Here is a 24,682-nt window from a genome sequence, read left to right on the forward strand (position 1 = left end):
ACGATCAGACAGTGGTGAAAGAATGAAAGAGCAATTAATCGAATGGCTCGAAATCAGCGGGCCTTGGGCATTTATTATAAGTCTCGCTGCCAACACACTCATAAGTTTATTGGCATTTGTGCCCAGTGTTTTTGTTACAGCTGCCAATCTATCTTATTTTGGATTTGCAGACGGGCTTTTCCTCTCTTTTTCCGGTGAAATGATTGGAGTTATGGTCAGCTTTTATGTATACCGGAAAGGTTTCTCATTCCTAAAAAAAAAGAAAGTGCCCAAAAATACCATGCTTCAAAACCTTTCAAAAACAAAAGGCAGAGATGGATTTATGCTTATCCTTGCTTTAAGGATTTTTCCTTTTGCGCCATCAGGTGCTGTCACACTTGCAGCAGCATATAGCAAAGTGGGCACAGGTATTTTTTTCAGTGCAAGCTTGATTGGAAAAATTCCCGCTATTCTTATTGAAGGGTTTGCCGTGCATCAAGTCCTGAAAGCTGACTGGCACATTCAGCTGATCATGGGAATTGGATCTATCCTCATTTTGGTCATTTTCTGGATGCATAAAAGAAGGATAAATAAAAATCTGCAGGAGTAAATGTTCTCCTGCAGATTTTTATTTATCACTGATCTTCTTCAGCAGAGAGATCATCTTTTCATTTTGTTCGATGATTTCCTTATTTTGATTTCTTAGTTTTGTAAAATCAAATAAAAAGATGATTAAGATGATGGCTATAAAGAAACCCATATGTACACCCCGTTCTGTTTCACAAATTTTCTATATAATTGTAACTTAAATTTAAAATGGAAAATATATGAATTTTTTAAAAAACCAGTGCAAACTCCTTATAATAAAAAGGCTGTCTTCGCATAGATTGTTGTTTTTCACGATAAATGTTGTCCGTTCCTTTCCGCTCCACTCAAGTTTTTTAACATTTAGTCTAATAGCAACAATATTTACGAAAAGAGCCAATAAAAAAAGGACCAAATAGGCCCATCCTCATCAATCAGGCATAATCGTCACGATTTGCTGAATTCTTATAAAAAAGACTGAATCTCCAGCTTCCAATACAATGTGATCAGGTTTAACATCTTTTAATTTTCCGCGGATGCTGTCTCTGACAGTCTGGATAACCAGCACTTTTCCAATGACGCTTTGAAGGGTCTGAAACACATATGGATCAACAATTGTGATCATTTGCGGGCCTTGTGATTGGTTTTGCATCATTTCACTTCCTCTCATACAGATCAATGACACTATATGTAGGCATGCGGCCAATTGACACATCAATTATCCTAATTTAACACGTTCAAAATAGGCAATTGTTCCTTCTTCTTTTTCAAATAAGCTCCCCATATATTTGTAAAGGCTTTCATCACCATGTAAAGGAGTTTTATATGATCAGAAAACTGATAATTTTATTTACGGCTTTCATGCTTATTGTTCCAGCAAGCACATATGCCGGCTCGTTTGGAGATCAGGACCCACCGGGAAATCCGGGTCAGTGGTATACAGGCGATCCCCCGCCTGGGAGCACTTCATCAAAATCGCCTATTGTATTCATTCATGGTTTGAACAGTTCATCAAATACTTGGTGGAATCAAAATGATATGTACAGTACCGCATATGCAAATGGATATCGTACAGCTTTTATCGATTTATATCCTACTAAAAACATGTGGGATAACGGGGCGCTGCTGGCTCAGAAATTAAGCGAAATATATCAGTATTTTGGCGGTCAAAAGCTTGTTCTGGTTACTCACAGCAAAGGGGGAATTGATGCTCAATCTGCGCTTGTTCATTATGGTGCGCATCAGTATGTAAGCAACTTGATTACGTTATCGACACCGCATTCCGGATCTCAGCTTGCAGACCTTGCTTACAGCAGCTGGGCCGGCTGGCTGTCAGGTATATTAGGAAGCAAAAATGATGCAGTTTATTCCCTGCAGACGGGCTACATGAGCAATTTCAGAGCACAAACGGATGCCCATGTAAATTCCAGAAAGAACCGAATCTATACGTTCGGCGGAACAAAGTGGGGAAGCTTCGGTTCATCCCTCTATTGGGGCGGATTATATTTAAGCTCCTACGGCAGCAATGATGGAGCGGTTACCGTGCAGTCTTCAAGATTGCCTTATGCCACTGAAATCAGAACGGGCAGCTGGGACCATACTTCTATTAAGAAAGGAAGTTCCACCTTTCTGCTATTGGAACCGTACCTAAGAACAACAACTGCTGCTTCTCAAGCAAACCTGAATATGAGTGAAGAAACCAACGCTGCCAGCGCTTCATCCTATTTTCGCGGGGGAGAATTTACCGGAACACGGCAAGAATCCTTCCATGTTGAAGCATCAGTTAGTGAGATTGTCATTGATTGGATGAGCAGCTCTCCTGCCACGAAGCTTTCCCTGTATTCTCCTGATGGGAAAACAGTTTATCATTCGTTCAAAACGATAAAAGCAGATGGAATTTTTGAAGGAGCGTATCATCATCAGCTTGTCATACAAAAACCTCAAAAAGGAAAATGGAGTTTGTCTGCATTAAACTCTTCAGGTGAAGCTTATTTCATGAACGTTGCTTATCTTTCAGCCGAAAATGAGGCCATTTCACTTCAGCCAATCAATAACCAAAATCAGAACCTTGCCTTTAAAGTAAACCAGGCAAAACTTCAAAGTGAGATCGAAGCTGCCGTGACTGTTGATCACTTTCAAAATAAAATAAAGAAGCAGACAAAAACGTTCATAAAATCTAAAAAACAATCGGGCATCGTCCTTGGGCTAAAGCAGGAAGGAATCTATAATATAACGGTTGATATTAGAGGGAAAACTCAGAAAGGAGATGTCTTTGAAAGAACGATAGTTCAATCAGTCTACGTAGATTCATCAGGAAAAATATACAGTCAATAAAACAAATCAAATCCACCATTTCCTTTGGGTGGATTTTTATAACTTTTTAACTCAGACAGATTTTTTCAAGGTGGGGTTTTGGAGCTGATTGATTTTTTCATCCAGCTTTTGAATTTTCTTTAATGCAGTCTTTTCACTGATTGTCCGGTAATGATGGCCTCCGCCCGGTTCCTCATCCATTTCATCAGCTAAGCGAACTACTTTTTGAAGGGAACTTTGATTGAGCGAGCCTTCGGGCAGATAAGAATCAGTATGCAGCAGAATGGCTAAAGCGATCTGTTTGGCAGATTGCGGATCCTCACCAAGACGGATCAAAAGCTTGTGGGCACGTTCTGCACCTTTTATTGCATGAATATCATTCTCTCTGTACTTTTCATAATCCCATTCCCCGTCTGTATACCACTCATAATGCCCAATATCATGAAGCAGGGCTGCTTTGGTTGCAAGATCGGGATCGACACCGTGCTGGATGGCTAATCTATATGCATGGCAGGTTACTGCAATTGCATGCGCTACGCCAGAACGCTGTAGATATTTTTGAGCAATAGGATGGGAATAAACCTCTGTCAATGTTACATTTCGCATGAAATCTCCTCCCTGTAAATCGTGTAAAACTTGTAAAACCTATTTAATTAAGCTGAGCATTCTTTAAAAATATTTCTGTATACATTAACATAATACGGCATTTGCCGCAACAATCCTGTTATATTGTATGACGTGATGATCAAATCTATCTAACTTCTTATATATTTTCAAGCGGAATGCTTGAGTTGCTTGCCATTTCGTGTAGAATTACACTATACCAAGGTAAAAGGAGCTCTTTCATGAAAAAGCATGAACTTACTGCCACTCTATCTAAAAAAATGCTTCTGATCCGGACCGAATCCCGTTACACTCAAGAAGAAATGGCTGAAGTACTCGGGCTCTCCAAAAAAACGCTCGTACAGATTGAAAAAGGCCGGCAGGAAGCCTCTTGGTCAACAATCGTTGCATTGTGTGCACTCTTTAGACACAGCAGTGTTCTTCAGCAGACTACAGGCGGTGACCCATTGGATATTTTGCAGCTCCTCGCTCATCAAAAAATGGAGACCCGCAAGGAAAAGACGCTCGGAGGTAAAATATGGTGGAAAGATATTCATCAGATCGAAGGCTTTAAACTGCAGCAAAACGTAATCAGCTTCCATTTCCGGATCATTGATGAAGACGATTATCGCTGGTGTTCTTCATTTGACAGGACAGAGATGGAAAAAAAGCTGAATGAGCTGACAGACAGCAACGTAACGTAACGATTATAGAGTTTGTCTTTTATTATATATATGTCACTTTTAATGTGTTGCCATAGGGAAATTTCATTAAAAGTGATCTAGAGATTGATATACAGGAAAAGGGACGCCATTTTGGCCGTCCCAATCAGCCGTTTATTCTTGCTCTTTTATCAGTGTTTTCATCTTTTGATTATGTTCTTTCATATGCTGTAATCTTGCATGAAGCAGTTCTTTTATTCTGACCTTATCCTTGCTTTCGATCGCTTGTTTCCACTGCTCTCTCATCTCTTGTCTTCCTTGTTTGTGCTCCATTTTATGTTCCCTGAAAGCTTCCATCTTCTCTCTCATTTGTTCCTTCGTTATTTCACCTTTTTTCACTTTCTCTTCAAGCTCAGCCATTTCCTGTTTTTTCTTTTCTCTAAGGGCATGATGCTTCTCTCTTAAATCTGTTTGATCCAGCTGCTTGATCAGCGCTTCTCTTTCCTTAAATACATTCTCCCATTCTTGCTTCGTTTCAGGTGAATACTTGCTGACTAATTCAAGAACCTTTTGTTCTCTTTCAGCTCTTCTTTCATGCCAATCCATCTTCATTTCTTCATGGGCTGCAGGTTTACTCAGCTGTCCCTTTTCCGTATTAGCCATCGCCGTTGTCGGAATGACAAGTGTCAGTGCAGTGAAAGCAATAAGCCATTTGTTCTTTTTCATTTTTCCATCACTCCTTATTTATTTTCTTCCTTATTTTATCCATTTAAAGGCATAACATAATGAAAGAATTATGTGAAATGATGTGAAAATGATTTTAAGAGATTTCTAAAGAGAAATCCGGCATACTTGGAAAATATCTTTATTCAGGCAGGAAAAATTGGTTTGGTGCTTCCTCATCATTCAAAAAGGCTGTTTTCGCGCAGGAACTTGCTTTCCGCGGTCCGGCTGGGAGCCTCCTCGGCATGCCTGCGGGGTCTCCCATTTCCCTCTATTTTCCCGCAGGAGTCAAGTTTATCCGCCACAATCCACTTAAGGTATTAAACATTTAGTCTAAAAGCAACAATGTTAAAGAGCCTTCAAAAAAGAACACCCTCGTGAGGATGTTCCGTTCTGTTATTAAATAAGTTCTTTTATATCGTAGACTCTTCCATTTTCAAGCGGACTGTTTAATAACTTAAGCAGTTCACTTGCCACAAATTCAGCGGATCTAAGCTTCCCTGACTCATGATATTCCTGAAAGCGTGCAACTTCTGCAAAGTCCTCAGGCTGTGTATTCCGTATACTGCCCTGCATATCTGTGTCCATAATTCCCGGTGAGAATGATAGGACTGTAACAGGATGCTCTTCTTGTTTCTGTTCAAGTCCAAAAGCTTTAGTGAACATATCAAGACCTGCCTTTGAGCTGCAGTATGCATTCCATCCGTAAATTGGATTGTTGGCAGCTCCAGATGAGATATTAACAACCACTTTTTCAGCTTCTATATTCTTCGTTTCAGCTGCAAAAGCATTTGATAATACCATCGGAGCGATCAAATTCAGCTGAACATGCGCTTCAAGCTCAGCTGCTTCTGCTTTTCCAACAGGCTTCATAGGATCGACCGTGCCTGCATTGTTAATCAGAGTGATTCTTTCTGCAGCACTCATATCAATTTTTTCGAAAATTTCAGGAATAGCCGCTTCAATATGAGGAGCATTTGATAAATCGCAAGGTACAAACTGGAGAATAGCGCCATTTTCAACGGCAAGGCGTCTTAGTTCTTTATTCTCAGACCTTGAGAGATAAATAATTTGATGTCCGGGTTTCAGCAGCTGTTTCACAATAGCTTCACCGAGTCCGCGGGATGCACCAGTAATAATCGTCGTATTCATAAAATCGCTCCTTCCTTCTTACCATATATTTTATCAAAGTTTTAATCGGTCTAATAGAAATTAGATTCAGGACCTATTTCCGCAAGCAGCTTTTTGGAGTAAATGAGAAATGCAGATTCTAAGAAAAGCGCAAGCGCCCGTTTAGCTCCGACAGACAGATAAGGATCCGTCAGAAAAGGCGCTTTTTGCCTTTACTGGCGGATCCGTTCTGGCCGAGGAGTTGGGCGATGGAGCTAGACATCGAAGCGCAAAATTTTATACTTTCTTATCTCTTAAAAAACTGCCGGGAATCTCCCGGCAGCTCGATCTCTTTCCTATTACTTTTTCAATTCATTTACTACTTCTTCACTAACTGCATTTTCGCCGCCCAAAACATTAAATTCATTAGCTTTGATAGCGTCTAGTGCTGTTTTTGTCTCAGAAGGAATCTTTTTAGGCTGAACCAGCAGCATTGAAGCCTTTTCTCTGGCTGCAAGTACAGAACCTGCTAATGCATCAGCAAAGTTTTCTCCTGTTGCAATATACACGCGGTTAGATGGGTTAAGCTTTGTTGCAATTTCAGCAGCTGTGCCATATCGGTTTAGCCCGTAGTAGCGATCAGGTTTCGACAGCTGCTTGAATACTTTCGTATTTACTGCAGCTTCGCCGCCAACTACGATTGTGCTTCCGATATTATTTAATGCTTTCTTTGAAGCATTTGGAAGCTTATCTGCTTTTGTTAATAAGATCGGATATCCATTTTGAGCTGCATAAGGAGCAATTGAAAGCGCGTCTGGGAAGTTCATCCCATTTGCAATGACAGCTTTTTCAGGTGAACCGCCAAGGATAGCCGCAATGTTTGCTGCTGTTTCAAAACGGTCCGCTCCGCCAATACGCTGTACTTTTAAGTCCATGCCTTTAAGCTGGTATTTTACATAATCGCTTACTGCGCCTTTTCCGCCAAGAATAACTACTTTCTCGGCGCCAAGACGCTTGATTTCTTCTTTCGCTGATTTATTTAATGATCCTTTTTCTGTAAGAAGAATTGGTGCTTCAAGCTTGTAAGCAAGCGGTCCGCCGGCAAGTGCGTCAGGGAAAAAATCCCCGCGGGCAAGGACAACTGTTTTCGCTGTTTCGAAGCCTGATTTAGAGATTTCAACAGCTGTTTCATAACGTGTTTCACCTTTAATGCGTTTTACAGGCTTCTCTGTCACTTCTTTTCCTTCAATAATTCTGCCTTCAACTTCAGGTGAAACTGGATTATTCTTTGCAAGATATGATGTGAAGACTTCATAATCTACAACGAATAACTCTGTCATGCGCCCTTCATCTTTAGCTTTTTTAAACATTGTATAGCCGTCTCCGCCATCTGCTGTAAATGCATTGGTAGCGACTCTATATGTTTTCTTGACATCAATTGCTTCAAATCCATTGTCTGTTTTCGCTTCAGCAAACCAAACACGATCACCAACAGGCTTGCTTACATCATACTTAAATTTAAGCCCTGATACTTGCAGGAAGCGGCCTTCTCCTGTTTCAACTCCGCTTACACTGTGCTCTAGAGCATCCAGGATTTCCTGGCCTGTTAAGTCCAGTGTTACTAAGTTGTTTCCAAACGGCAATACCGTCAGAACTTCACCTAGAGTAATTTCACCTGCATCAATCGATTCACGAATCCCTCCGCCGTTTTGCATGGCGATATGCGTTTTAACAGATTCGTTTGCTTTTGCAGCCATGCCGTCTGCAATCAAGTTTCCTAAGTTTGTTTCTTTAGTGCGGACATCTGCTCGGAGCCCATTAAGGCTGACCGCAGAATTTCCAACAACTTCATTTTTAATTTCTTCTAATGGTGCTTTGTATTCCAGAACTTTCTCTTCAGCAGCTGCATCTTTTTCATAGTTGCCGACTGCTTCTAAATGACCGGCATGACCAGTTACTTTCCCTTCTTTGTCGAACGTTACATCCAGTAATCCAAGGAAGTTTAAGTATTCACCAGCTTGTACAATAACGGTCGGTTCTTCTTTATCAATTAAAACCGGTGCATCTAATTTTGTATGAGAATGGCCGCCGACAATGACGTCAATCCCATCCACTTCTTCAGCAAGCTTTAGGTCCGGAGAGTAGCCTAAGTGAGAAAGGACGATGATTTTGTTGACCCCTTCTGCTTTAAGCATATCTATTGTTTCATTTGATTTTTGGACTACATCTTCAAAAACAACATTTTCTCCTGGGCTTGCAAGGAATGATGTATCTGGAGTTGTTAATCCGTAGATTCCCACTTTTTCTCCATCCACTTCTTTGATGATTGCCGGATAGATGTTTCCGCCTGCACCAGGAGTACCAACTTCATTTTTGAAAAGAGGGCTTAAGTCTGCATCCTGTGTTACATTAACGTTTGAAGATACCATTGGGAACTTCATTTCTTTAATAAAGTTTGCAAGAGTCTTGGAATCTTTATCAAATTCGTGGTTTCCGAAAGTCATAGCATCATAGTTCAGCTGATTCATGAAATGCAGATCAGCCAGACCAAGATATTGGCGGAAATATAGTGTTCCTGAGAAAACGTCTCCTGCATCAACAAGTAAACTGTTTTCTTTTTGTGTGCGCAATTCGTTTACAGCTGTAATTAATCGAGGATACTGTTCTACATGAGCATGAGTATCATTTGTGTGCATAATTGAAAGATTGAACTCATCATTATCATCAGAAGACAAATCAAACTGACCAACATAAGCATCGTGGTCACTTGCGCGGCCATGCTCTTCCATGTAAGGAGAGTTAAAGTTAACAATATCAAATGCTGCACCTGCAGCTAAACGATTTGAAACCAGCATGTGATCAAGAACTTGCGCATTTCCTTGATATGAGTACGTATAGCGCTCAGAAGGAGGAAGAGTTTCAACTAGATTTGTAAGTTCAGAGCCTTTAAGAGTCTGAAGCGGTGCCGAGAATTCAAAGTCGTTAAGGTCACCTGTTACGATGACATTTGCATTTTCGTTTTTCGCATGAATATCAGCTACAAAGGAGTTAACGATTTCCGCGATTTCAAGACGCTGGGCTTCACTGCCAAGCACAGGAGGCTGTTTTTTGCCGAATAACGGTTCGTCTCCGCCTTTTGAGTTGAAGTGATTGTTGATGACAACAACATCTTCGCCTTTGAATGTAAATTCTGCAGCCAGCGGTTTGCGGCTGTCTGTGAACGCTGGGTCCTGAGGTGCAATGCGTCCAGGGTTAAGTGTCAAATCCCCATTAACGTATGCTGTCGCTTCTGCAGCAGAACCTTTTGTGCCTTCTTTCAGTGTTACTCTTTCAGGGTTATACAGGAATCCAACGCGGATATTGCCCCCTGGTACTCCGCCGTCAACTTTATCTTCCGGAGCAATTTCAGTCCAGGCATAAGTCGGGCCGCCGAATCCTGCAACCGCATCGCTTAATGCTTTGTAGTTTGCATCTGCTTTTACTACACCATTATCTGTTGTACCGCTTTCATCTAATACTTCTACTAAACCAATAATGTCGGGAGATTTTAAGTTTTCAACAATAGATTTAGAAAGCTTATCGCGCTTTTCCGTATCAGAAGCTGCGAAATTTTCAATGTTATAGCCTGCAACAGTCAATTTGTCCTCAGCTTTTTCGATTGTTGTTACTTCCGGCGTAAATTCACGCTCATTCAATTGAGGAAGATCTGCTTCTTTTACAAGAATTTTAAAGTTGCTGAATCCGTAGCTGACAACACCTGTAACTGTGCCGTCAAATTGATCTCCTGCTTTAGCCACAAAATTGCGTTTATCAAGAAGAAGGAACATTCTTTCCGGATTCTGATTTTCTTTCGTCAGAAGTGGAGCGCCTTCTTTTGTGTATGTTTTGCCTTCAGCTTTTCCAGCAATAACTGTGACTTCTCCATACTTCTGAGGACCAGTTACTGACGGGCTTTCAAGGGAAACGCGCATGCCTTCAAGACTTTCATAAAAGTCGATGCCGTCTTCCCCAGGATCAAACGTTCCAAGCTGATCATTATCAATGACTTCGGTCGGAGGAATAACATCTTTGCCGATAACGACTGCAGCTGGTAGTGCCTGCCCGCTTGATTTCAAAATGACGTTGCCGTATTGGGCATTAATTTCAGTCATGGCAAGATCGGTTTGAAGCTTTTCAGCATAGCCGTCAAGCACCCATTCTTTCACTTGTCCATCTACAGAAACAAGATCCCCCTCTTTAACACCATGAGATGGTTTATAAACAAGAACTGCTTCAGATGTGTTTGCATTATCATCAGATGCCGCATCCTGCATGTAGAAATTGCTTGCATCCGCTACATGAGTGACGACTCCTTCAACTGCTTTTACATTTTTAGTGTCATAAGGTGATTTATGTCCTTCGCCCTGGATATCATGAATGCGGAGGCCTTCAATGCCTTCAAATGGCTTCGGCTCTTCAGGAGTTTCACCTTCAAACACCATGGCTGTTGGATTTTTAAGGCCAGGTTTTGAGAAGTAAGCTTCAAGTGTACCTGTAACCAGCACTTTTTTGCCGACAATATCAGGGTTTGTCATCAATCCGAATTTGCTGCGGAGAGATGATGGAAGCTGTACAGGCAGAATTTTTGAAACATCTTTCTCGTCTGCACTGTCAGCGATTGCAAAATTTGTGTCAGCAGAAAACGGCGCTTCAAAATCAATATTTGTACCGCTTACCGTATATCCTACAATATAGCCTTCCACTGTGCCTGTTCCGGAATTATTCGCTATTGCTTCCTGAACAGTCATATTGCCTTCTGCTTGTGCCGGTGCCCCAAATGGGACCATAAGCGTTACAAGCAGAGCAAAAATAGTTGTCAGTGCGATCAGCTGTTTTTTCATGATTTTCAAACTGGTTCCTCCTTAAATAAAGTAAGATGATGAAAATAAGCGTATGTAACATGAATCTGCTTATTTTAGGCTGCGGGTAAAATGTAAGCGTTTACTTTCATGGACATGTCTAATAAACAATTAAATGTCTGCCCCTGGTTTTATCTCCGTAAAACACCTCCGGTCGAATCATGTAATTTAGCACCCTTCTAATATATCACTTTTTTGTCAATTTTTAAGGAATTTACAGATGATTTGCAAAAAAACCACAATTCATTTACATAATGTAAATAATTATCACCTTTTCCGCTGGAAAAGGTGAACAATTTGAACCAAAAAAAAAACGCGAACTTATCGTCCGCGTTTCTTTCTACCTAACTTGCTTTCTTATATTCTGCTATTTTATAGTGATTTTCGAAATAATCGTTTGTTTCATTCACAATGACTTTCCATAATAAGATCAAAGCAACTAAGTTCGGAATCATCATGAGCGCATTTGCCATGTCTGCAAAAGCCCACACAACTGTAAGCTGTGCAACCGCACCGTATCCGCATGCAAAAATATAAATGAGACGGTAGCCGAGAATTCCCTTAGAGCCAACAAGGTATTCAAAGCATTTTTCACCGTAAACGTACCAGCCGACAATCGTTGAAAATCCGAAGAAGATAACTGAGAACGCAACGATGTATTCGCCAAGTACGCCAAGTGTTGATGCAAATGCAGCAGATGTCAGTGCACCGCCGTCAAGCGCCGCATTATGCTGAACACCTGAGATAAGTCCGCCTGACGGATCCCAGAAGCCTGTAATAATTAGGACAAGTCCAGTCATTGTACATACAACGAGCGTGACTATAAATGTTCCTGTCATCGCAACAAGTGCCTGTTTAACAGGATGATCTGATTTAGCATTACCTGCAATTAGTGCAGCTGTCCCAAGTCCGGCTTCGTTTGAGAATATCCCTCTGGAAACACCGCTTCTGATTGCCTCAACAACCGCGACTCCAACAAAACCGCCGGCAGCTGCGACCGGATTAAATGCATAATGAAAGATCGTTCCAAATGCCGGGATAATTAAATCATAATTAATGACAAGAATCATCAGTGCTCCGCCAATATACAGAAAGGCCATTACCGGAACAAAGAAGCTTGCCACTGTACTGATTCGCTGAATTCCCCCAAAAATGATCAAACTTGTTAAGAGTGCAAGCACAATCCCTGTAACAAGACCGCCGACGCCAAAGCTGTCGTCCATTACTTGTGCTATCGTATTAGACTGAACGCTGTTTCCTATTCCAAGTGCCGCAAAGGCTCCAAAAAGAGCAAACGCAATCGCAAGGAATTTCCACTTTTTGCCCAAACCTTTTTCAACATAGTACATTGGACCGCCAGAGTATTCACCGTTCTCATTTTTCACACGGTATTTCATTGCCAGAAGCGCTTCTGAATATTTTGTCGCCATTCCAAGCAATCCGACAACCCACATCCAGAAAATCGCTCCTGGACCGCCGAGTGTGATGGCTGTTGCAACCCCTGCAATATTTCCATTGCCTATCGTCGCTGCAAGAGCCGTCATTAACGCCTTAAAATTACTTACGTCTCCTTCAGCCCCGTCATCTTCCTGATGCTTTTTCGAAAATCCTAATTGAAATGCATACAGCAATCTTCTAAACTGTAATCCTTTGAGAACAAACGTCAGAAACAGGCCTGTCCCAAATAATAAGATTAAACTTGGTGTACCCCACAATATCCCATTAATCTTCGCCAATATATCCATCATGTGTCATCACCCCTGAGATGTTTTTCTTTGTTAGCGCTTTCATGTCATATTAATATAATAAAATTTTTCATACAGGTCTGTAATTGTTAAAATTCATAAAACAGATTCACCCTTTTTGTTGATTTTTACAAACGCTAGTTACATAATAGCCATAAGGGTGTACGTTGTCAAAGTTAAAAAAGTACCAATTTTTTTATCGAATTATACTTTTTAAAGTGATATACGAAGATAAGAAATCAAATAATATATTTTTCATAGAAGAAGCAGGTGAATTGCGATGAATAAACCGGCTAATGAAGCCTTTAATTATCATGCCGACCGTCTTGAAGATGTCGCTGACCGCATCAGCGAGGTTCTTCAATGTCCAATCACGATTGAAGACATCAATCATCGCCTTCTCGCTTACAGTACACATGATGACTGTACAGATCCGGCGAGAATATCAACGATAATCGGCAGGCGGGTTCCGGAGAAAGTCATTAACAGCTTATGGAGAGACGGCACGATTCCGATGCTTTTGCAAACAGATGAGCCTATCCGTGTAAAAAACATTGATGAGGTTGGTCTTGGCAACCGCATTGCTATATCCATCTGGAAAAACAATGAAGTTCTCGGTTTTATCTGGGCTTTGGAAATAAATAAAAAACTGACAGATGACGAGCTTGAGCTATTAAAAAAAGCAGCGCAGGTTGTTAAAAATAAACTTCTTAATCTCCATAACCGCAAATCAAAAAAAGAAGAGCGGAACCAGGAATTTTTCTGGAAATTGCTCACTGGCCATATTCACGAGGAAAATGACATCATCAATGGATTCCATGATATCGGCATTACTCCTCCCGCTCAGCATTCCGTTGTCTTATTCCGTTTCAGCGATGAAATTAAAGAACCGACTGAAAAACAAATAAATTATCTGCTTCAAACAACCCAGCAGGTTCAAATTATTTTGTCCACTCTAGATCAGAATGAACTGATTATCCTGCTTGCTCCTAAGAGCGGAGACCCTCTTTCGGATATTAAGCAATTTGTTGACTGGACCATCCTTCAGCTTAAAGAGCGTTTCATGATTGATGATGTGAAAGCCGGAATAGGAAGCATATATAAAGAAGCAGAACAAATTGAACTCAGTTATAAAGAAGCCATTGCCGTTCAAAATATTAAAAAGCGGTTTGTGAATGAAACAAAAGGTTTGATCAGCTTTTCAGAGCTTGGCATTTATCAATATCTGGATTTGCTTCATGAAAAACGGAAGCAGGAGGGCTTTGTAAACTATCCTCTCAGAAAACTGAAAGAATATGATGAGATGCATCACACAAACCTTGTTGAAACGCTGGAGGTTTATTTAGATAAAGACAGCAATGTCAACGACGCTGCCAAAGCGCTGAATGTTCATGTCAATACATTAAGCTACCGAATCAAGCGCATATCGCAGATCGCTGAGCTTGATTTAAGAGATCCAAATCAAAAAATAACTGTTTATCTTAACTTAAAGCTCGATAAAATGAGTTTGTGAAATTTCACAAAAGATCAGAAATCCTTTCTCTTTTTTAAACAAACAAATGTGTGAGAAAACGCTTTATACTAATCTCATATTCAAGAAATCATCACACATTTCAAGATAAGCGGCACAGTTTAAGCTGGCTGCTAAAGGAGGAAGGGTTTCAAATGATTATTGGAGTACCTAGAGAGATTAAAAATAATGAAAATCGTGTTGCATTAACGCCTGGCGGGGTTACACAATTTGTGGCAACTGGACATAAAGTACTTATCGAAAAAGACGCAGGAATTGGAAGCGGTTTCACGAATGAAGATTATATCGCTGCTGGTGCAGTAATTGCTGAAGATATTAAGGATGTATGGGCTGCTGAAATGGTCATGAAGGTTAAAGAACCTTTAGAATCTGAATATGAATACTTCCGCGAAGGGCTTATTCTTTTCACTTACTTGCATTTAGCTGCTGAACCAGCTCTTGCAGAAGCACTTAAAAACAAAGGTGTTACAGCTATAGCATACGAAACAGTGACAACTGGACGTACACTTCCATTGCTTACACCAATGAGTGAAGTTGCTGGCCGGATGGCTGCTCAAATTGGCGCGCAATTCCTTGAAAAACCAAAGGGCGGCAAAGGCATTCTGCTTGCAGGCGTTCCTGGAGTAAGCCGCGGCAAGGTAACAATCATCGGCGGCGGTGTAGTTGGAACAAACGCTGCGAAAATGGCAATCGGCTTAGGCGCAGACGTTACAATCATTGATTTAAGTGCAGACCGTCTTCGTGAATTAGACGACATTTTCGGCAATCAAATTAAGACATTAATGTCTAACCCTATCAATATTGCAAATGCAGTTGCAGAAGCCGACCTATTGATCTGTGCTGTTTTAATCCCAGGTGCAAAAGCTCCGACACTTGTATCTGAAGCAATGGTTCAATCAATGAAACCAGGCTCAGTTATTGTTGACGTAGCGATCGACCAAGGCGGGATTGTTGAGACAGTTGACCACATTACGACTCACGATAACCCAACTTACGAAAAGCATGGCGTTGTTCACTATGCAGTTGCAAACATGCCTGGCGCTGTTCCAAGAACATCAACACTTGCACTTACGAACGTTACAGTGCCATACGCACTTCAAATTGCAAACAAAGGCGTAAACAAGGCAATCGCCGAGAACCTTGCACTTAAAGCTGGTGTCAATGTTGCAAAAGGTGATATCACTTATGAAGCAGTAGCGCGCGATCTTGGCTATACGTTCGTCCCAGTTGATGTAGCTCTTGATAAAGAAATCGCTGTAAACTAATTCGGATTAATAGTGGATTAACTATAGAAATAGCCTGGAGGCCGCCTCCAGGCTATTTCTTTCATATTGACTACTCTTTGTTCTTCGGTACAGCACAGCTGCCGTCAGCGCAAAAAGCGTCATCACCGCTGCCTTCAGTGAGATCCTGCAATTTAGGTGCAGGATTTTCTTCTTCCCAAACCTTCTGAAGTGCACCTGCAAAAGTTTCTGCCCGCTGCGCCCCTGAAATTGCATATTTTTGATTAATGACGAAATAGGGCACGCCGCTTATCCCGTACTGCTGTGCGATTCCTTCATCATTTCGCACCTCAGAAGCGTATGCAGTTTTGTCAGCAAGGACTTCTAAAGCTTCCTTGCGATCAAGCCCTGATGCTTCCGCCAGATCGGCAAGGATATGATGATCTCCCAAATTTTTATTATCGGTAAAGTAGGCATAAAGAAGATTTTCAGTTACATCCTCCTCTTTCCCCTGAGTTTTAGCGAACTTAGCAAGACGGTGAGCATCAAATGTATTTGTTGGTTTCATCTCATCAAAGCGGAAATTCAGACCCACACTTTTCGCCTGCTGTCCGATTCCGGCATTCGCTTCCTTCGCCTGTTCAATGGTCATGCCGTATTTGGATGCCAATGCCTCATCAATCGTCTTCCCGCTGTTCAGAGGTGCATTTTGGTCCAGTTCAAAGCTTTTATATTCAACTTCAACCTGATCTTTATGAGGAAACCCAGCCAGCGCTTCTTCTAATCTGCGCTTTCCTATATAGCAAAATGGACAGACAAAGTCAGACCACACTTCAATTTTCATAAGAACACCTCATTCATTCATAGAATGCTTCTATAGTAGCATAACCAATCAAAAAACCATCAAACACTGCTCATGCATCAATCAATAAATTTCAAAAAACGAACTTGCACTGATCAAAACCACTAAAAAAGTGGTAAGGTGAACATAAGAATTCAGAAACGGGGAATGAAAGATGAAGAAAGAACAGGTGCTTCCTTACCTTGGCGCTGTATTAAATGCCTCAATAGTCGGACTTACCTTTTTATTTACAAAGCTCGCCCTTGAAGACGCTTCGCCGGTTGATACCCTTTCATACCGGTTTACACTAGGTTTTCTTGTTCTGATGCTTCTGCAATTTTTTGTGCCTATTAAAATGCCGTCATTTAAGAATAACGGAAAATCTCTTGCTTTTCTGCTGCTGCTTGCTTTATTTTATCCGACGATGTTTTTCAGCTTCCAGGCTTTCGGACTCCTTCACACAACATCTGCAGAAGGCGGCATCCTGATGGCTTTTGCACCAATCTTAACAGCTTTGCTTGCTTCTGTCTTTTTAAAAGAAAGAACCAGCTTGATTCAAGTTCTGTTTATTTCCATGTCCATATTCGGTGTCGTTTTTATTTTTTTGATGAAAGGGTCAAGCATCGAATTTAACAGTATGCTTGGTTTTCTTTTCTTATTTATTGCCTGTTTGTCGATTGCAGGCTACACCGTGCTTGCGAGATTTCTGTCTGTTTCTTATTCTCCCCTGCAGCTCAGCTTTATAATGGTAACATTCGGGTTTATCTTTTTTAATCTATATGCCGTTATTCAGCATTTGGCTGCAGGAGATTTTGTTCACTATGTTTCGCTGTGGACAAACGTGCCATTTTTATTATTCACGTTCTATTTAGGGGTATTTGCCACTCTATTGACTTCTTTTCTGTCAAACTACATTCTTTCGAAAATCCCAGCTTCTCAGATGAGCGTGTTCGCTAATTTATCAACCGTTATTTCAATTGCTGCAGGAGCCGTTATCCTGAGTGAAGACATTTATTTCTATCACTGGATAGGCGCTTTTTTCATCATAGCCGGGGTTATCGGAACAAATGCATTTAAACAAAAACAAGTTAAAACAGAAGATGCAAACTAGATGGATTCTGCGGGAAGGATGAGATGAACAGTTGTTCCCCGCCCTTCCTCGCTTTCAAATAGAATCTCTCCTGCGTGCTCTTCCCGGATAATTTTATAGCAAACCGTTAATCCAAGACCTGTACCTTTATCCTTTGTCGTATAAAAAGGTTCTCCCAGTTTCTCCATTCTTTCTTGACTTAATCCGATTCCCTCATCAGAAATTGAGATCCGGATGCCGCCATCCTCTATATGCTCAATTGAGGTATGAACGGTTCCCCCCTCAGGCATGGATTCAATTGCATTTTTTATTAAATTTATAAAAACCTGTTTTAAGTGATTTTTATTCCCTCTGACTTTAAATACTCCGTTCGCTTCTGAAGTAAGCCTAAGACTGACGTTATTTTGCAGAGCGCTGCTTTTCATCAGCGTCATGACGTCCTCAATGACTGTCTTCAAGTCAACAGATAAGATTGTTTGCACCTGCGGTTTTGCAATCAGGAGCAGTTCGCCCACTACCTCGTTGATTCTGTCAATTTCCTCTGACATCACTCTTAAATGTTCTCTGCTCTGCTTCAAATGCTCATCTTCCTGCAGAATTTGCACAAATCCCTTGATGGATGTCAGCGGATTTCGGATCTCATGTGCAATGCTTGCAGCTAATTCTCCAATGACATTCATCTTTTCTGTTATTAAAATAACCTCTGCATCCCGCTTCTTTTGTGTCACATCATTGCCGATGCAAAGAATGTACGTTTCCCCTTCTAATCTTACAGGGATCTTTGTCACTTCAATCCACCTTGTATTCCCAGCAGAATCAATCGCAAGTTCCGGCTCCGCCCATTTTTCTGTTTTCCAGGCAAGAATCAGAAGCTCTTCATCTCGGATTTTCTTGATCTGATCCGGCTGATCATTAAAGTCAGAATCAATCTTCCCTATTAATTCATGTACTTCTTTGCCGTATAAAGCAGACATCGCCTTATTGGCCAGCACAAACTTAAGCTCATGGTTTTTTACATAAATATAACTTGGATTTAAATCCATCACTTTATGAAGAAAATCTTTCTGATCCCTTAAATCTCTGTTCATCAATTGAATTCTTTTTGAATGCATATTGAAGTAAGCCATAAAGATGATCAAAGTCGAGAGAACTGACCCAAAGCTGGATAAAAAAAGAGGAATCAATTGATAGCCAGACAGCACTCCATTAATAAAGACAAATAAAATCGATGTGCAGAAAAAAAGACTGAAAGAACGCAAGTCCTTATTTAATAGTTTCTTCGACACAATGATAAGCAAAATGATGTTAATGAATACAAAACAGACATTTATGTAGTACGTCCAGTTTAAAGGTCCAAAAACCGGATAGTAATGATCCGGGAAAAAGTCGTCTTCTATTACTATTAATCCGGATATTCCATAAGAAGTTAAATTAATGAAAAAAACAGACAGGCTCCAAATTACGATGATGATTAGTGTTTTTATGTTAACAATACGGAGCCATTGCTTTTTCTCCGCTCCGTTTTCTTGATTAATCATTAAGTACATAAAGTAAAATAAAATCGGCATGATCATAATTGATCCGAAGCGGCATATTTTAAACAACATTTCTGCCGTTTCCTCAGAAAATAAATCCGTTCCATATAAGAGAGCAACATCTATCTGCCAAATAAAAAGCATGATTAAGAAATAAACGATTGCTCTTGAAAGAATCGTTTTTTCATTCAAATATATAATCATCCCAAGCAGCAGCGGGATAAGAGAAACAAGGCCAAGCACGGTAAAATACATTGTAAGTCACTCCGAACATTCGTATGAAATTGCCAGCCTTCTCATTATAGACGAAGAAAGGAAATTGCGCCTGTCCGTTTTTTTAACAGGTTCATAAAAAGAAAAAATGACACCTGAATGATACAGGTGCCTTTCACTAATCCCATGTAAACCGTTCTTCCTTCCAAGGATCTCCTTTCATATGATAGCCGTTTCTCTCCCAGAACCCTGGGTGATTATGTTCTGTAAACTGAATCGCGCGTATCCATTTTGCACTTTTCCAAAAGTACAAATGAGGAAAAACGGCTCTGAATGGAAAACCATGCTCAGGCGTCAGCGGTTTCCCATTATGGGAGTGGGCAAGCAGACTTGTTTCCTTAAGAAAGTCATCAAGGGGCAAATTCGTAGTCCATCCTTCCTCTGCATGGAGAATGCAATAGTTTGCGTTCTCATGCAGCCCCAAATCGTGCGCGAGCTGTCGGGTGCTGATTCCTCTCCATACATTATCAAGCTTCGTCCAGCCTGTTACGCAGTGAATATCATTGCCCTGATCGATTTGCGGCATGTTCATCAGATCTTCATATGTAAATCTCTTAGGATGATCCAGTAAGCCAAATACTTGAAGATCCCATTTGCTTATGTCCTCGTAATAAGGAACATTTCCTGCATGAAGAACCGGAAATGCTGTTGTGACATGCTGATTAGGCGGGACCCGGCTGGGATCTCCTTTGCTTTTGACCTTGCCGAAATACATGTTGACACCCCCTCTTTGTTAACTCACACAAAATAAAGTTGACATATATAGCAGGATTCAGTACTCTTTTTATAGAAAGATACATAGCATCTATGGGGGATGAGAGAATGAAAAACAAATTAAAAGCTTATGATTTAGCGCTCGTTGGGATGTTTGCTGCTTTAATGGCAATTGGAGCAAATTTAACTTCGTTTTTAACGGTTGGAACAGTTCCTTTATCCATGCAGCCCTTTTTCTGTATTTTAGCAGGTTTGCTGCTCGGAAGCAGGTTAGGTGCCTTATCCATGATTGTTTATGCGCTGGTAGGAATAGCAGGAGCACCTGTTTTCGCGCAGTTCAGCGGCGGCATCGGCGTGATTTTCGGCAGCACCGGCGGGTTTATTTTATCCTATATTGCAGCTGCTTATGCAGCAGGCAAAATTGTTGAAGCCAGCAAAAAACCGACGCTCCCAGTTTTCTTCCTTTCTTCTTTTGCAGGAATTGCACTTATCTATATCATTGGAACGACTTATATGTACGCAGCTCTTAATTATTGGCTGAACGTAGATATGAGCTATTCAGGCGCATGGCTTGTCATGACGTGGTTTATAGTCAAAGATGTAATTTTCACAGCCATTGGCGCTGTAATTGCTCCGCGCATTTATAAAGCTGTAAACAGAGCGACAGGTCTTGGAAAGCATCGCGCTGCTTAATTTCGAATGGCATGTAAAAAAACACATGAAGAATCATGTGTTTTTTTATTTGATCTTACTCCTGTTTTCTTCAAGATATTTCAATTCTTCTTCCTTGGACAGCAATCCCGTTGCTTTCCCGATCGTGCCGCCCTGAAGGCTCCATATTGCATTGTGGTCCCTGTCGGCTTCTGAATAATCATTTTTAAGCCACCTGCTGAGTATATCCAAATATAAATCCGAGTTATCAAACGCTTTTTTGTCGCTCTCAATTTGTTTGATTAAATACAGAATTCTCTCTTCCGTAATTTCAAAGTGGACCCACTTATCTTCGGCCTGCACTTTTTGATGAGACATCCCGTGCAGGTATTTCTGCAGTTGATCTTCTGTAATCGTAGCTCCTCCTGTTGGAAATGGATTGTTGCTTAAATCAATTTCAGCAAGCTTCCCAGAACTTTCATTAATCGTTTTATTTACTTCTTCTGTACTTTGAACAGGTGTGTGAATCATTTCAGTGAAAATATAAAAAACAATGCCCGCACAGCATAGCAATAAAAAAATTGCACCCGTGAGAAACTTATGCTGCTTCATCCATTTCATGCACTGCACCCCTATCTTTTTTATACTAATTAGTTCTATTCATCTATTTATATCTCCTTCTCCAGTAAAGATTCTTGCATAACTAGACATAATTCGATAAAATCTTACAGTATCATAGATTTCATGTATAAAAGATTCCTTAATTGGAAAATACTTAATACGGAATCATATGAAAGAGGTGAATGTTCATGACCGTACTTCAAATGAAGCGTTATTTTTTAAGTGAAAAGGAACGCGAAACCTATGAAAAACGCATTTTAAAAAGACAGCCTGAGCTCCGGGAGAGAGTCCTTGAAATGGACGACGAAGAGCTAGTGGAGAGATTGAAATAACAAAAGCAAAGTTTAACACCATAGAAAAGCTCTGCCTTCTAATGATTAAGCAGAGCCAAGCATCAATAAAAAGGCCTCCCTGCTATTTATGCAGGAGGCCTTTTCTGTTTTTCTATTTTTCTATTAAAGGACAATTGCCGCGATCCATCCAAAAACCAGAAGCGGCAGGTTGTAATGCAGGAAGGTCGGGACAACTGTATCCCATATATGATTATGTTCTCCATCTGCATTTAAGCCTGATGTTGGTCCCAATGTGCTGTCAGATGCAGGTGAGCCAGCATCACCCAGAGCTCCTGCAGTACCGACAAGGGCAATGGTCGCCATTGGACTGAATCCAAGCTCAAGGCAGAGCGGAACAAAAATCGTCGCTATGATCGGAACAGTCGAGAAGGATGATCCAATACCCATTGTGACAAGTAAACCGACAAGCAGCATTAGGATTGCTGCAAGAGATTGATTTCCTCCAACAAAATCAGCCGACGTTTTGACGAGAGTATCAATGTGACCCGTTTCTTGCATAACAGATGCAAATCCTGCTGCAGCAAGCATGACAAATCCGATAAATGCCATCATTCTCATTCCGGATGATAAAAGCTGATCTGCCTCGTTCCATTTCATTGAACCTGTAGCATACAACACTGTAATTCCCGCCAAAGCTCCAAAAATCATTCCTTCTACCTCAAGTTTCTGAGAAAGAAACAATTGAACACTTAATGAAACGATGATGGCAAGAACAGCAAATCCGACAGTTTTCTTCGTATAGACAGCAGGAGCCTGTCCGGCAATCTCTTTTGTTTCATATGTGCGCTTTTTTCTGTAAGTAAAGAATGCAATGATTAAACCGACAACCATACCTGCTGATGGAATCAGCATCGCCTGCGGAATATCCTTAAGACTTACATTCAATCCGCCTGCTGCCATGTTCTTTTGAAGAATGTCATGGAAGATCGCTCCAAATCCGACCGGCAACAGCATATAAGGTGTGATTAATCCAAATGCAATCACTACTGCTATTAATCGGCGGTCAACCTCCAGCTGATTAAACACTTTTAAAAGCGGCGGAATTAATACTGGTATAAATGCGATATGAACAGGCACCACATTTTGCGAGAAAATCGAAATGATCAAAATAACCATTAATATAAGAACTTTAGAAAGTGATTTCTTTCTGTCTTCCCCTTCTTTGCCAACAAGCTTTACAGCACCTTCCACCATCGCATCAGGCAAACCCGTTTTGGATAGGGCAACTGCAAATGCTCCAAGCAGAGCATAGCTTAATGCGACTGTGGCGTTTCCGCCAAGGCCGCCTGTAAATGTTTCGATTGTTGTTTTCAAATCCAGTCCGCCTGTTAAACCGCCTGCGAGTGCGCCTGCAACTAATGCAAAAACGACATTTACCCGCAGCAAACTTAAAACAAGCATGACCAAAACAGCTAAAATTACTGCATTCATCTATAAAACCTCCGGAATCTTTATACTTTAGTGTGCTAATGTATTAGAGAGATAAAATTCAATAGAATTAAAATAACATACTTTCATTTTTAGTGTCAATGTAAAAATTTTATTATATTAGCAGACTAAAGGATATTGTGGGAAATCAGTGGATTGATGAATAGAAAAGGGCATTTAATGGGGTGAAATTGTAATGAATTTTGATGATTTTAACTCTTTTTCCGGAGCGGAGACTAAGACCGCGATGAATAAAAAGAACAAAAAAAAGACACTGATTGTTCAGTGCCTTTTCCCGTCATTATACCTCAAATCGTTCCACGAAAGCGGCAAGCGTTCTAGCCATAACGCCGGTGCCTCCAGATGGTCCAAGATCATCTGCATGATTAGATGTGGCTGTTCCTGCGATGTCTAAATGGACCCAAGGCATTCCTTCTGCGAATTCTCCAATAAACGTTCCCGCCATGATGGCATGGCCTTCACGCCCTGGGGAATTATTCAGATCCGCCATTTTGCTGCCGCGCACTTTATCAATGTCTTTTTTAGTAATCGGCAATCTCCAGATTGGCTCTCCGCATTCATGTGACGCCTCTAACACTTGCTCAAATAATGCTTCATTATTTGTCATTGCACCTGTTGTATGTGTTCCAAGGGCGATGATCACTCCGCCTGTCAATGTCGCAACATCTACTAAGTAATTTGCGCCATGATGCTTGGCGTATGTCATCCCGTCAGCAAGGACTAATCTGCCCTCTGCGTCTGTATTGAGTACTTCGATTGTTTTTCCGCTGAGAGAAACGATCACGTCGTCAGGCTTGAACGCATTGCCGCTGATCATGTTGTCGGTTGATGGAATGACGGCCAGAACATTTTGTTCCGGTTTCAGCTTACCGATAATCTCCATTGCTCCTAAAACAGCTGCTGCACCGCCCATATCTGATTTCATGCCGACGATGCCGTCTTTCGGCTTAATTGAGTAACCTCCAGTATCAAAGGTAATTCCTTTTCCAACCAGACCAATCACGTCTGTCCATTCTTCTTTTCCCTGGTATTTGAGAACAATCATTTTCGGCGGCTCATCAGATCCCTTGTTCACAGCAAGAAGAGCTCCCATTCCAAGCTTCTCCATGTCTTCTTTTTCAAGCACTTCATATTCGAAGCCGTATTTCTGGGCGACATCCACCGAGTATTTAGCAAGTTCCGTTGCTGTTAATATGTTACCTGGCATGTTGACAAGCGTTCTTGCAGAATTTGTTCCCTCTCCAAAGGCAGATCCAACTGTAAGACTTGAGCGTATTTCAGCTTCATCCTCTTTTGAGATAATTGTCACTTGGTTGATGTTTCGTTCAGGCTCGTTTGATTTTTGTTTATAGTCCTGTATTTTATATGTAGAAAGCGGAAGAACTTCTGCTAATGCATGAGCAGCTTCGTTTCCTTGAACATGTTCACTTGTGAATGAATCAAGAACGATTGAAAACGATTGAATTTTTGCATTTTGCAGCGTTTTGAAAAGCTTTGCAAAAGATTCTCTGGCTGCATCAAAATCGTATTCCTTTTCTTTGCCGAGGCCAACAAAAAAGATTCGTTTTGAAGCGATTTTGCCAAGAGTATGTACTTTTGATATTTCTTTCTTTCTGGACGAAATATCGCCGTCTTTTACGAGTGATGAAATCTGGCCTTCAAGCTTATGATCAAGCTCAGCTAAAGGCCCTTCAAACGAGCCGTTTTTTTGAAACAATCCAAAGATGATTGTTTCTTCGTTCCATTTAATTGTTGACTGAATATGAAACATGAAAACACACCT

Annotated in this window: 21 protein-coding genes; 8 read left to right on the forward strand and 13 right to left on the reverse strand. The window is 40.9% G+C overall.

Translation table 11 applies throughout. The features are described 5' to 3' along the window. Positions 1-22: 22 nt before the first annotated feature. On the forward strand, positions 23-589 hold the full coding sequence (locus AC3ISE_RS18800; protein WP_489222143.1) for a TVP38/TMEM64 family protein: 567 nt from the start codon (positions 23-25) through the stop codon (positions 587-589). Positions 590-607: 18 nt separating this feature from the next. Here the strand turns inward: AC3ISE_RS18800 and AC3ISE_RS18805 are convergent, their stop codons facing one another. Further along, entirely contained in the window at positions 608-739 is a 132-nt protein-coding gene (locus AC3ISE_RS18805; RefSeq protein WP_489222144.1) for a hypothetical protein, read from the reverse strand. Positions 740-994: 255 nt separating this feature from the next. Continuing rightward, positions 995-1,216, reverse strand: a complete 222-nt coding sequence (locus AC3ISE_RS18810) for a YuzF family protein (RefSeq protein WP_309194298.1) — start codon at positions 1,214-1,216, stop codon at positions 995-997. Between the two features lie 173 nt (positions 1,217-1,389). On the opposite strand from AC3ISE_RS18810, the gene AC3ISE_RS18815 reads away from it, so the two are divergent. Beyond that, on the forward strand, positions 1,390-2,898 hold the full coding sequence (locus tag AC3ISE_RS18815) for an esterase/lipase family protein (RefSeq protein WP_489222145.1): 1,509 nt from the start codon (positions 1,390-1,392) through the stop codon (positions 2,896-2,898). Positions 2,899-2,949: 51 nt separating this feature from the next. Here AC3ISE_RS18815 and AC3ISE_RS18820 read toward each other — a convergent pair whose 3' ends face one another. Beyond that, positions 2,950-3,483, reverse strand: a complete 534-nt coding sequence (locus AC3ISE_RS18820) for an HD domain-containing protein (protein WP_489222146.1) — start codon at positions 3,481-3,483, stop codon at positions 2,950-2,952. 239 nt (positions 3,484-3,722) lie between these two features. Here AC3ISE_RS18820 and AC3ISE_RS18825 point away from each other — a divergent pair, with 239 nt between their 5' ends. Further along, entirely contained in the window at positions 3,723-4,184 is a 462-nt protein-coding gene (locus tag AC3ISE_RS18825) for a helix-turn-helix transcriptional regulator (RefSeq protein ID WP_489222147.1), read from the forward strand. A 132-nt stretch (positions 4,185-4,316) separates the two neighbouring features. Here AC3ISE_RS18825 and AC3ISE_RS18830 read toward each other — a convergent pair whose 3' ends face one another. The 4 genes from AC3ISE_RS18830 to AC3ISE_RS18845 all read right to left on the reverse strand — a co-directional run bounded on the left by AC3ISE_RS18830 (position 4,317) and on the right by AC3ISE_RS18845 (position 12,621). Further along, positions 4,317-4,868: a hypothetical protein gene (locus AC3ISE_RS18830; RefSeq protein WP_489222148.1), complete on the reverse strand. Its 552-nt coding sequence runs from the start codon at positions 4,866-4,868 to the stop codon at positions 4,317-4,319. A gap of 396 nt (positions 4,869-5,264) precedes the next feature. Then, a complete protein-coding gene (locus AC3ISE_RS18835; protein ID WP_489222149.1) occupies positions 5,265-6,017 on the reverse strand; it encodes a (S)-benzoin forming benzil reductase in 753 nt (250 codons plus the stop codon). 317 nt (positions 6,018-6,334) lie between these two features. Next, entirely contained in the window at positions 6,335-10,855 is a 4,521-nt protein-coding gene (locus AC3ISE_RS18840) for a cell wall-binding repeat-containing protein (protein ID WP_489224383.1), read from the reverse strand. Positions 10,856-11,217: 362 nt separating this feature from the next. After that, positions 11,218-12,621, reverse strand: a complete 1,404-nt coding sequence (locus AC3ISE_RS18845; protein ID WP_489222150.1) for an alanine/glycine:cation symporter family protein — start codon at positions 12,619-12,621, stop codon at positions 11,218-11,220. A 277-nt stretch (positions 12,622-12,898) separates the two neighbouring features. Here AC3ISE_RS18845 and adeR point away from each other — a divergent pair, with 277 nt between their 5' ends. Together adeR and ald are read left to right on the forward strand one after the other, a co-directional pair. After that, on the forward strand, positions 12,899-14,131 hold the full coding sequence (adeR, locus tag AC3ISE_RS18850) for a sporulation transcriptional activator AdeR (RefSeq protein ID WP_489222151.1): 1,233 nt from the start codon (positions 12,899-12,901) through the stop codon (positions 14,129-14,131). Between the two features lie 152 nt (positions 14,132-14,283). Next, the gene (gene ald, locus AC3ISE_RS18855) at positions 14,284-15,414 is read left to right on the forward strand and encodes an alanine dehydrogenase (protein ID WP_489222152.1); all 1,131 of its coding nucleotides are present in this window, start codon (positions 14,284-14,286) and stop codon (positions 15,412-15,414) included. A 70-nt stretch (positions 15,415-15,484) separates the two neighbouring features. Here the strand turns inward: ald and AC3ISE_RS18860 are convergent, their stop codons facing one another. Further along, on the reverse strand, positions 15,485-16,216 hold the full coding sequence (locus AC3ISE_RS18860) for a DsbA family oxidoreductase (protein ID WP_489222153.1): 732 nt from the start codon (positions 16,214-16,216) through the stop codon (positions 15,485-15,487). A 172-nt stretch (positions 16,217-16,388) separates the two neighbouring features. On the opposite strand from AC3ISE_RS18860, the gene AC3ISE_RS18865 reads away from it, so the two are divergent. Further along, a complete protein-coding gene (locus AC3ISE_RS18865; protein ID WP_489222154.1) occupies positions 16,389-17,324 on the forward strand; it encodes a DMT family transporter in 936 nt (311 codons plus the stop codon). Here AC3ISE_RS18865 and AC3ISE_RS18870 read toward each other — a convergent pair. Both AC3ISE_RS18870 and AC3ISE_RS18875 read right to left on the reverse strand, forming a co-directional pair. Beyond that, on the reverse strand, positions 17,321-19,093 hold the full coding sequence (locus tag AC3ISE_RS18870; protein ID WP_489222155.1) for an ATP-binding protein: 1,773 nt from the start codon (positions 19,091-19,093) through the stop codon (positions 17,321-17,323). The two genes, AC3ISE_RS18865 and AC3ISE_RS18870, sit on opposite strands and share 4 nt — an antisense overlap. 136 nt (positions 19,094-19,229) lie before the next feature. Then, complete coding sequence (locus AC3ISE_RS18875; protein ID WP_489222156.1) at positions 19,230-19,826, reverse strand: sulfite oxidase-like oxidoreductase; 597 nt, start codon at positions 19,824-19,826, stop codon at positions 19,230-19,232. 107 nt (positions 19,827-19,933) lie between these two features. Between AC3ISE_RS18875 and AC3ISE_RS18880 the strand changes: the two genes are divergently transcribed. Further along, on the forward strand, positions 19,934-20,518 hold the full coding sequence (locus AC3ISE_RS18880; RefSeq protein ID WP_489222157.1) for a biotin transporter BioY: 585 nt from the start codon (positions 19,934-19,936) through the stop codon (positions 20,516-20,518). Positions 20,519-20,563: 45 nt separating this feature from the next. Here AC3ISE_RS18880 and AC3ISE_RS18885 read toward each other — a convergent pair whose 3' ends face one another. Beyond that, on the reverse strand, positions 20,564-21,097 hold the full coding sequence (locus AC3ISE_RS18885; RefSeq protein ID WP_489222158.1) for a DUF6241 domain-containing protein: 534 nt from the start codon (positions 21,095-21,097) through the stop codon (positions 20,564-20,566). 188 nt (positions 21,098-21,285) lie between these two features. On the opposite strand from AC3ISE_RS18885, the gene AC3ISE_RS18890 reads away from it, so the two are divergent. After that, positions 21,286-21,429: a hypothetical protein gene (locus AC3ISE_RS18890; protein ID WP_165970994.1), complete on the forward strand. Its 144-nt coding sequence runs from the start codon at positions 21,286-21,288 to the stop codon at positions 21,427-21,429. Between the two features lie 123 nt (positions 21,430-21,552). On the opposite strand, the gene AC3ISE_RS18895 is transcribed toward AC3ISE_RS18890, so the two are convergent. Next, complete coding sequence (locus AC3ISE_RS18895) at positions 21,553-22,881, reverse strand: Na+/H+ antiporter family protein (protein ID WP_489222159.1); 1,329 nt, start codon at positions 22,879-22,881, stop codon at positions 21,553-21,555. A 298-nt stretch (positions 22,882-23,179) separates the two neighbouring features. Further along, on the reverse strand, positions 23,180-24,670 hold the full coding sequence (locus AC3ISE_RS18900) for a leucyl aminopeptidase (protein ID WP_489222160.1): 1,491 nt from the start codon (positions 24,668-24,670) through the stop codon (positions 23,180-23,182). Between the last annotated feature and the right edge of the window lie 12 nt (positions 24,671-24,682).

The organism is Metabacillus sp. KH_069, assembly GCF_057838075.1.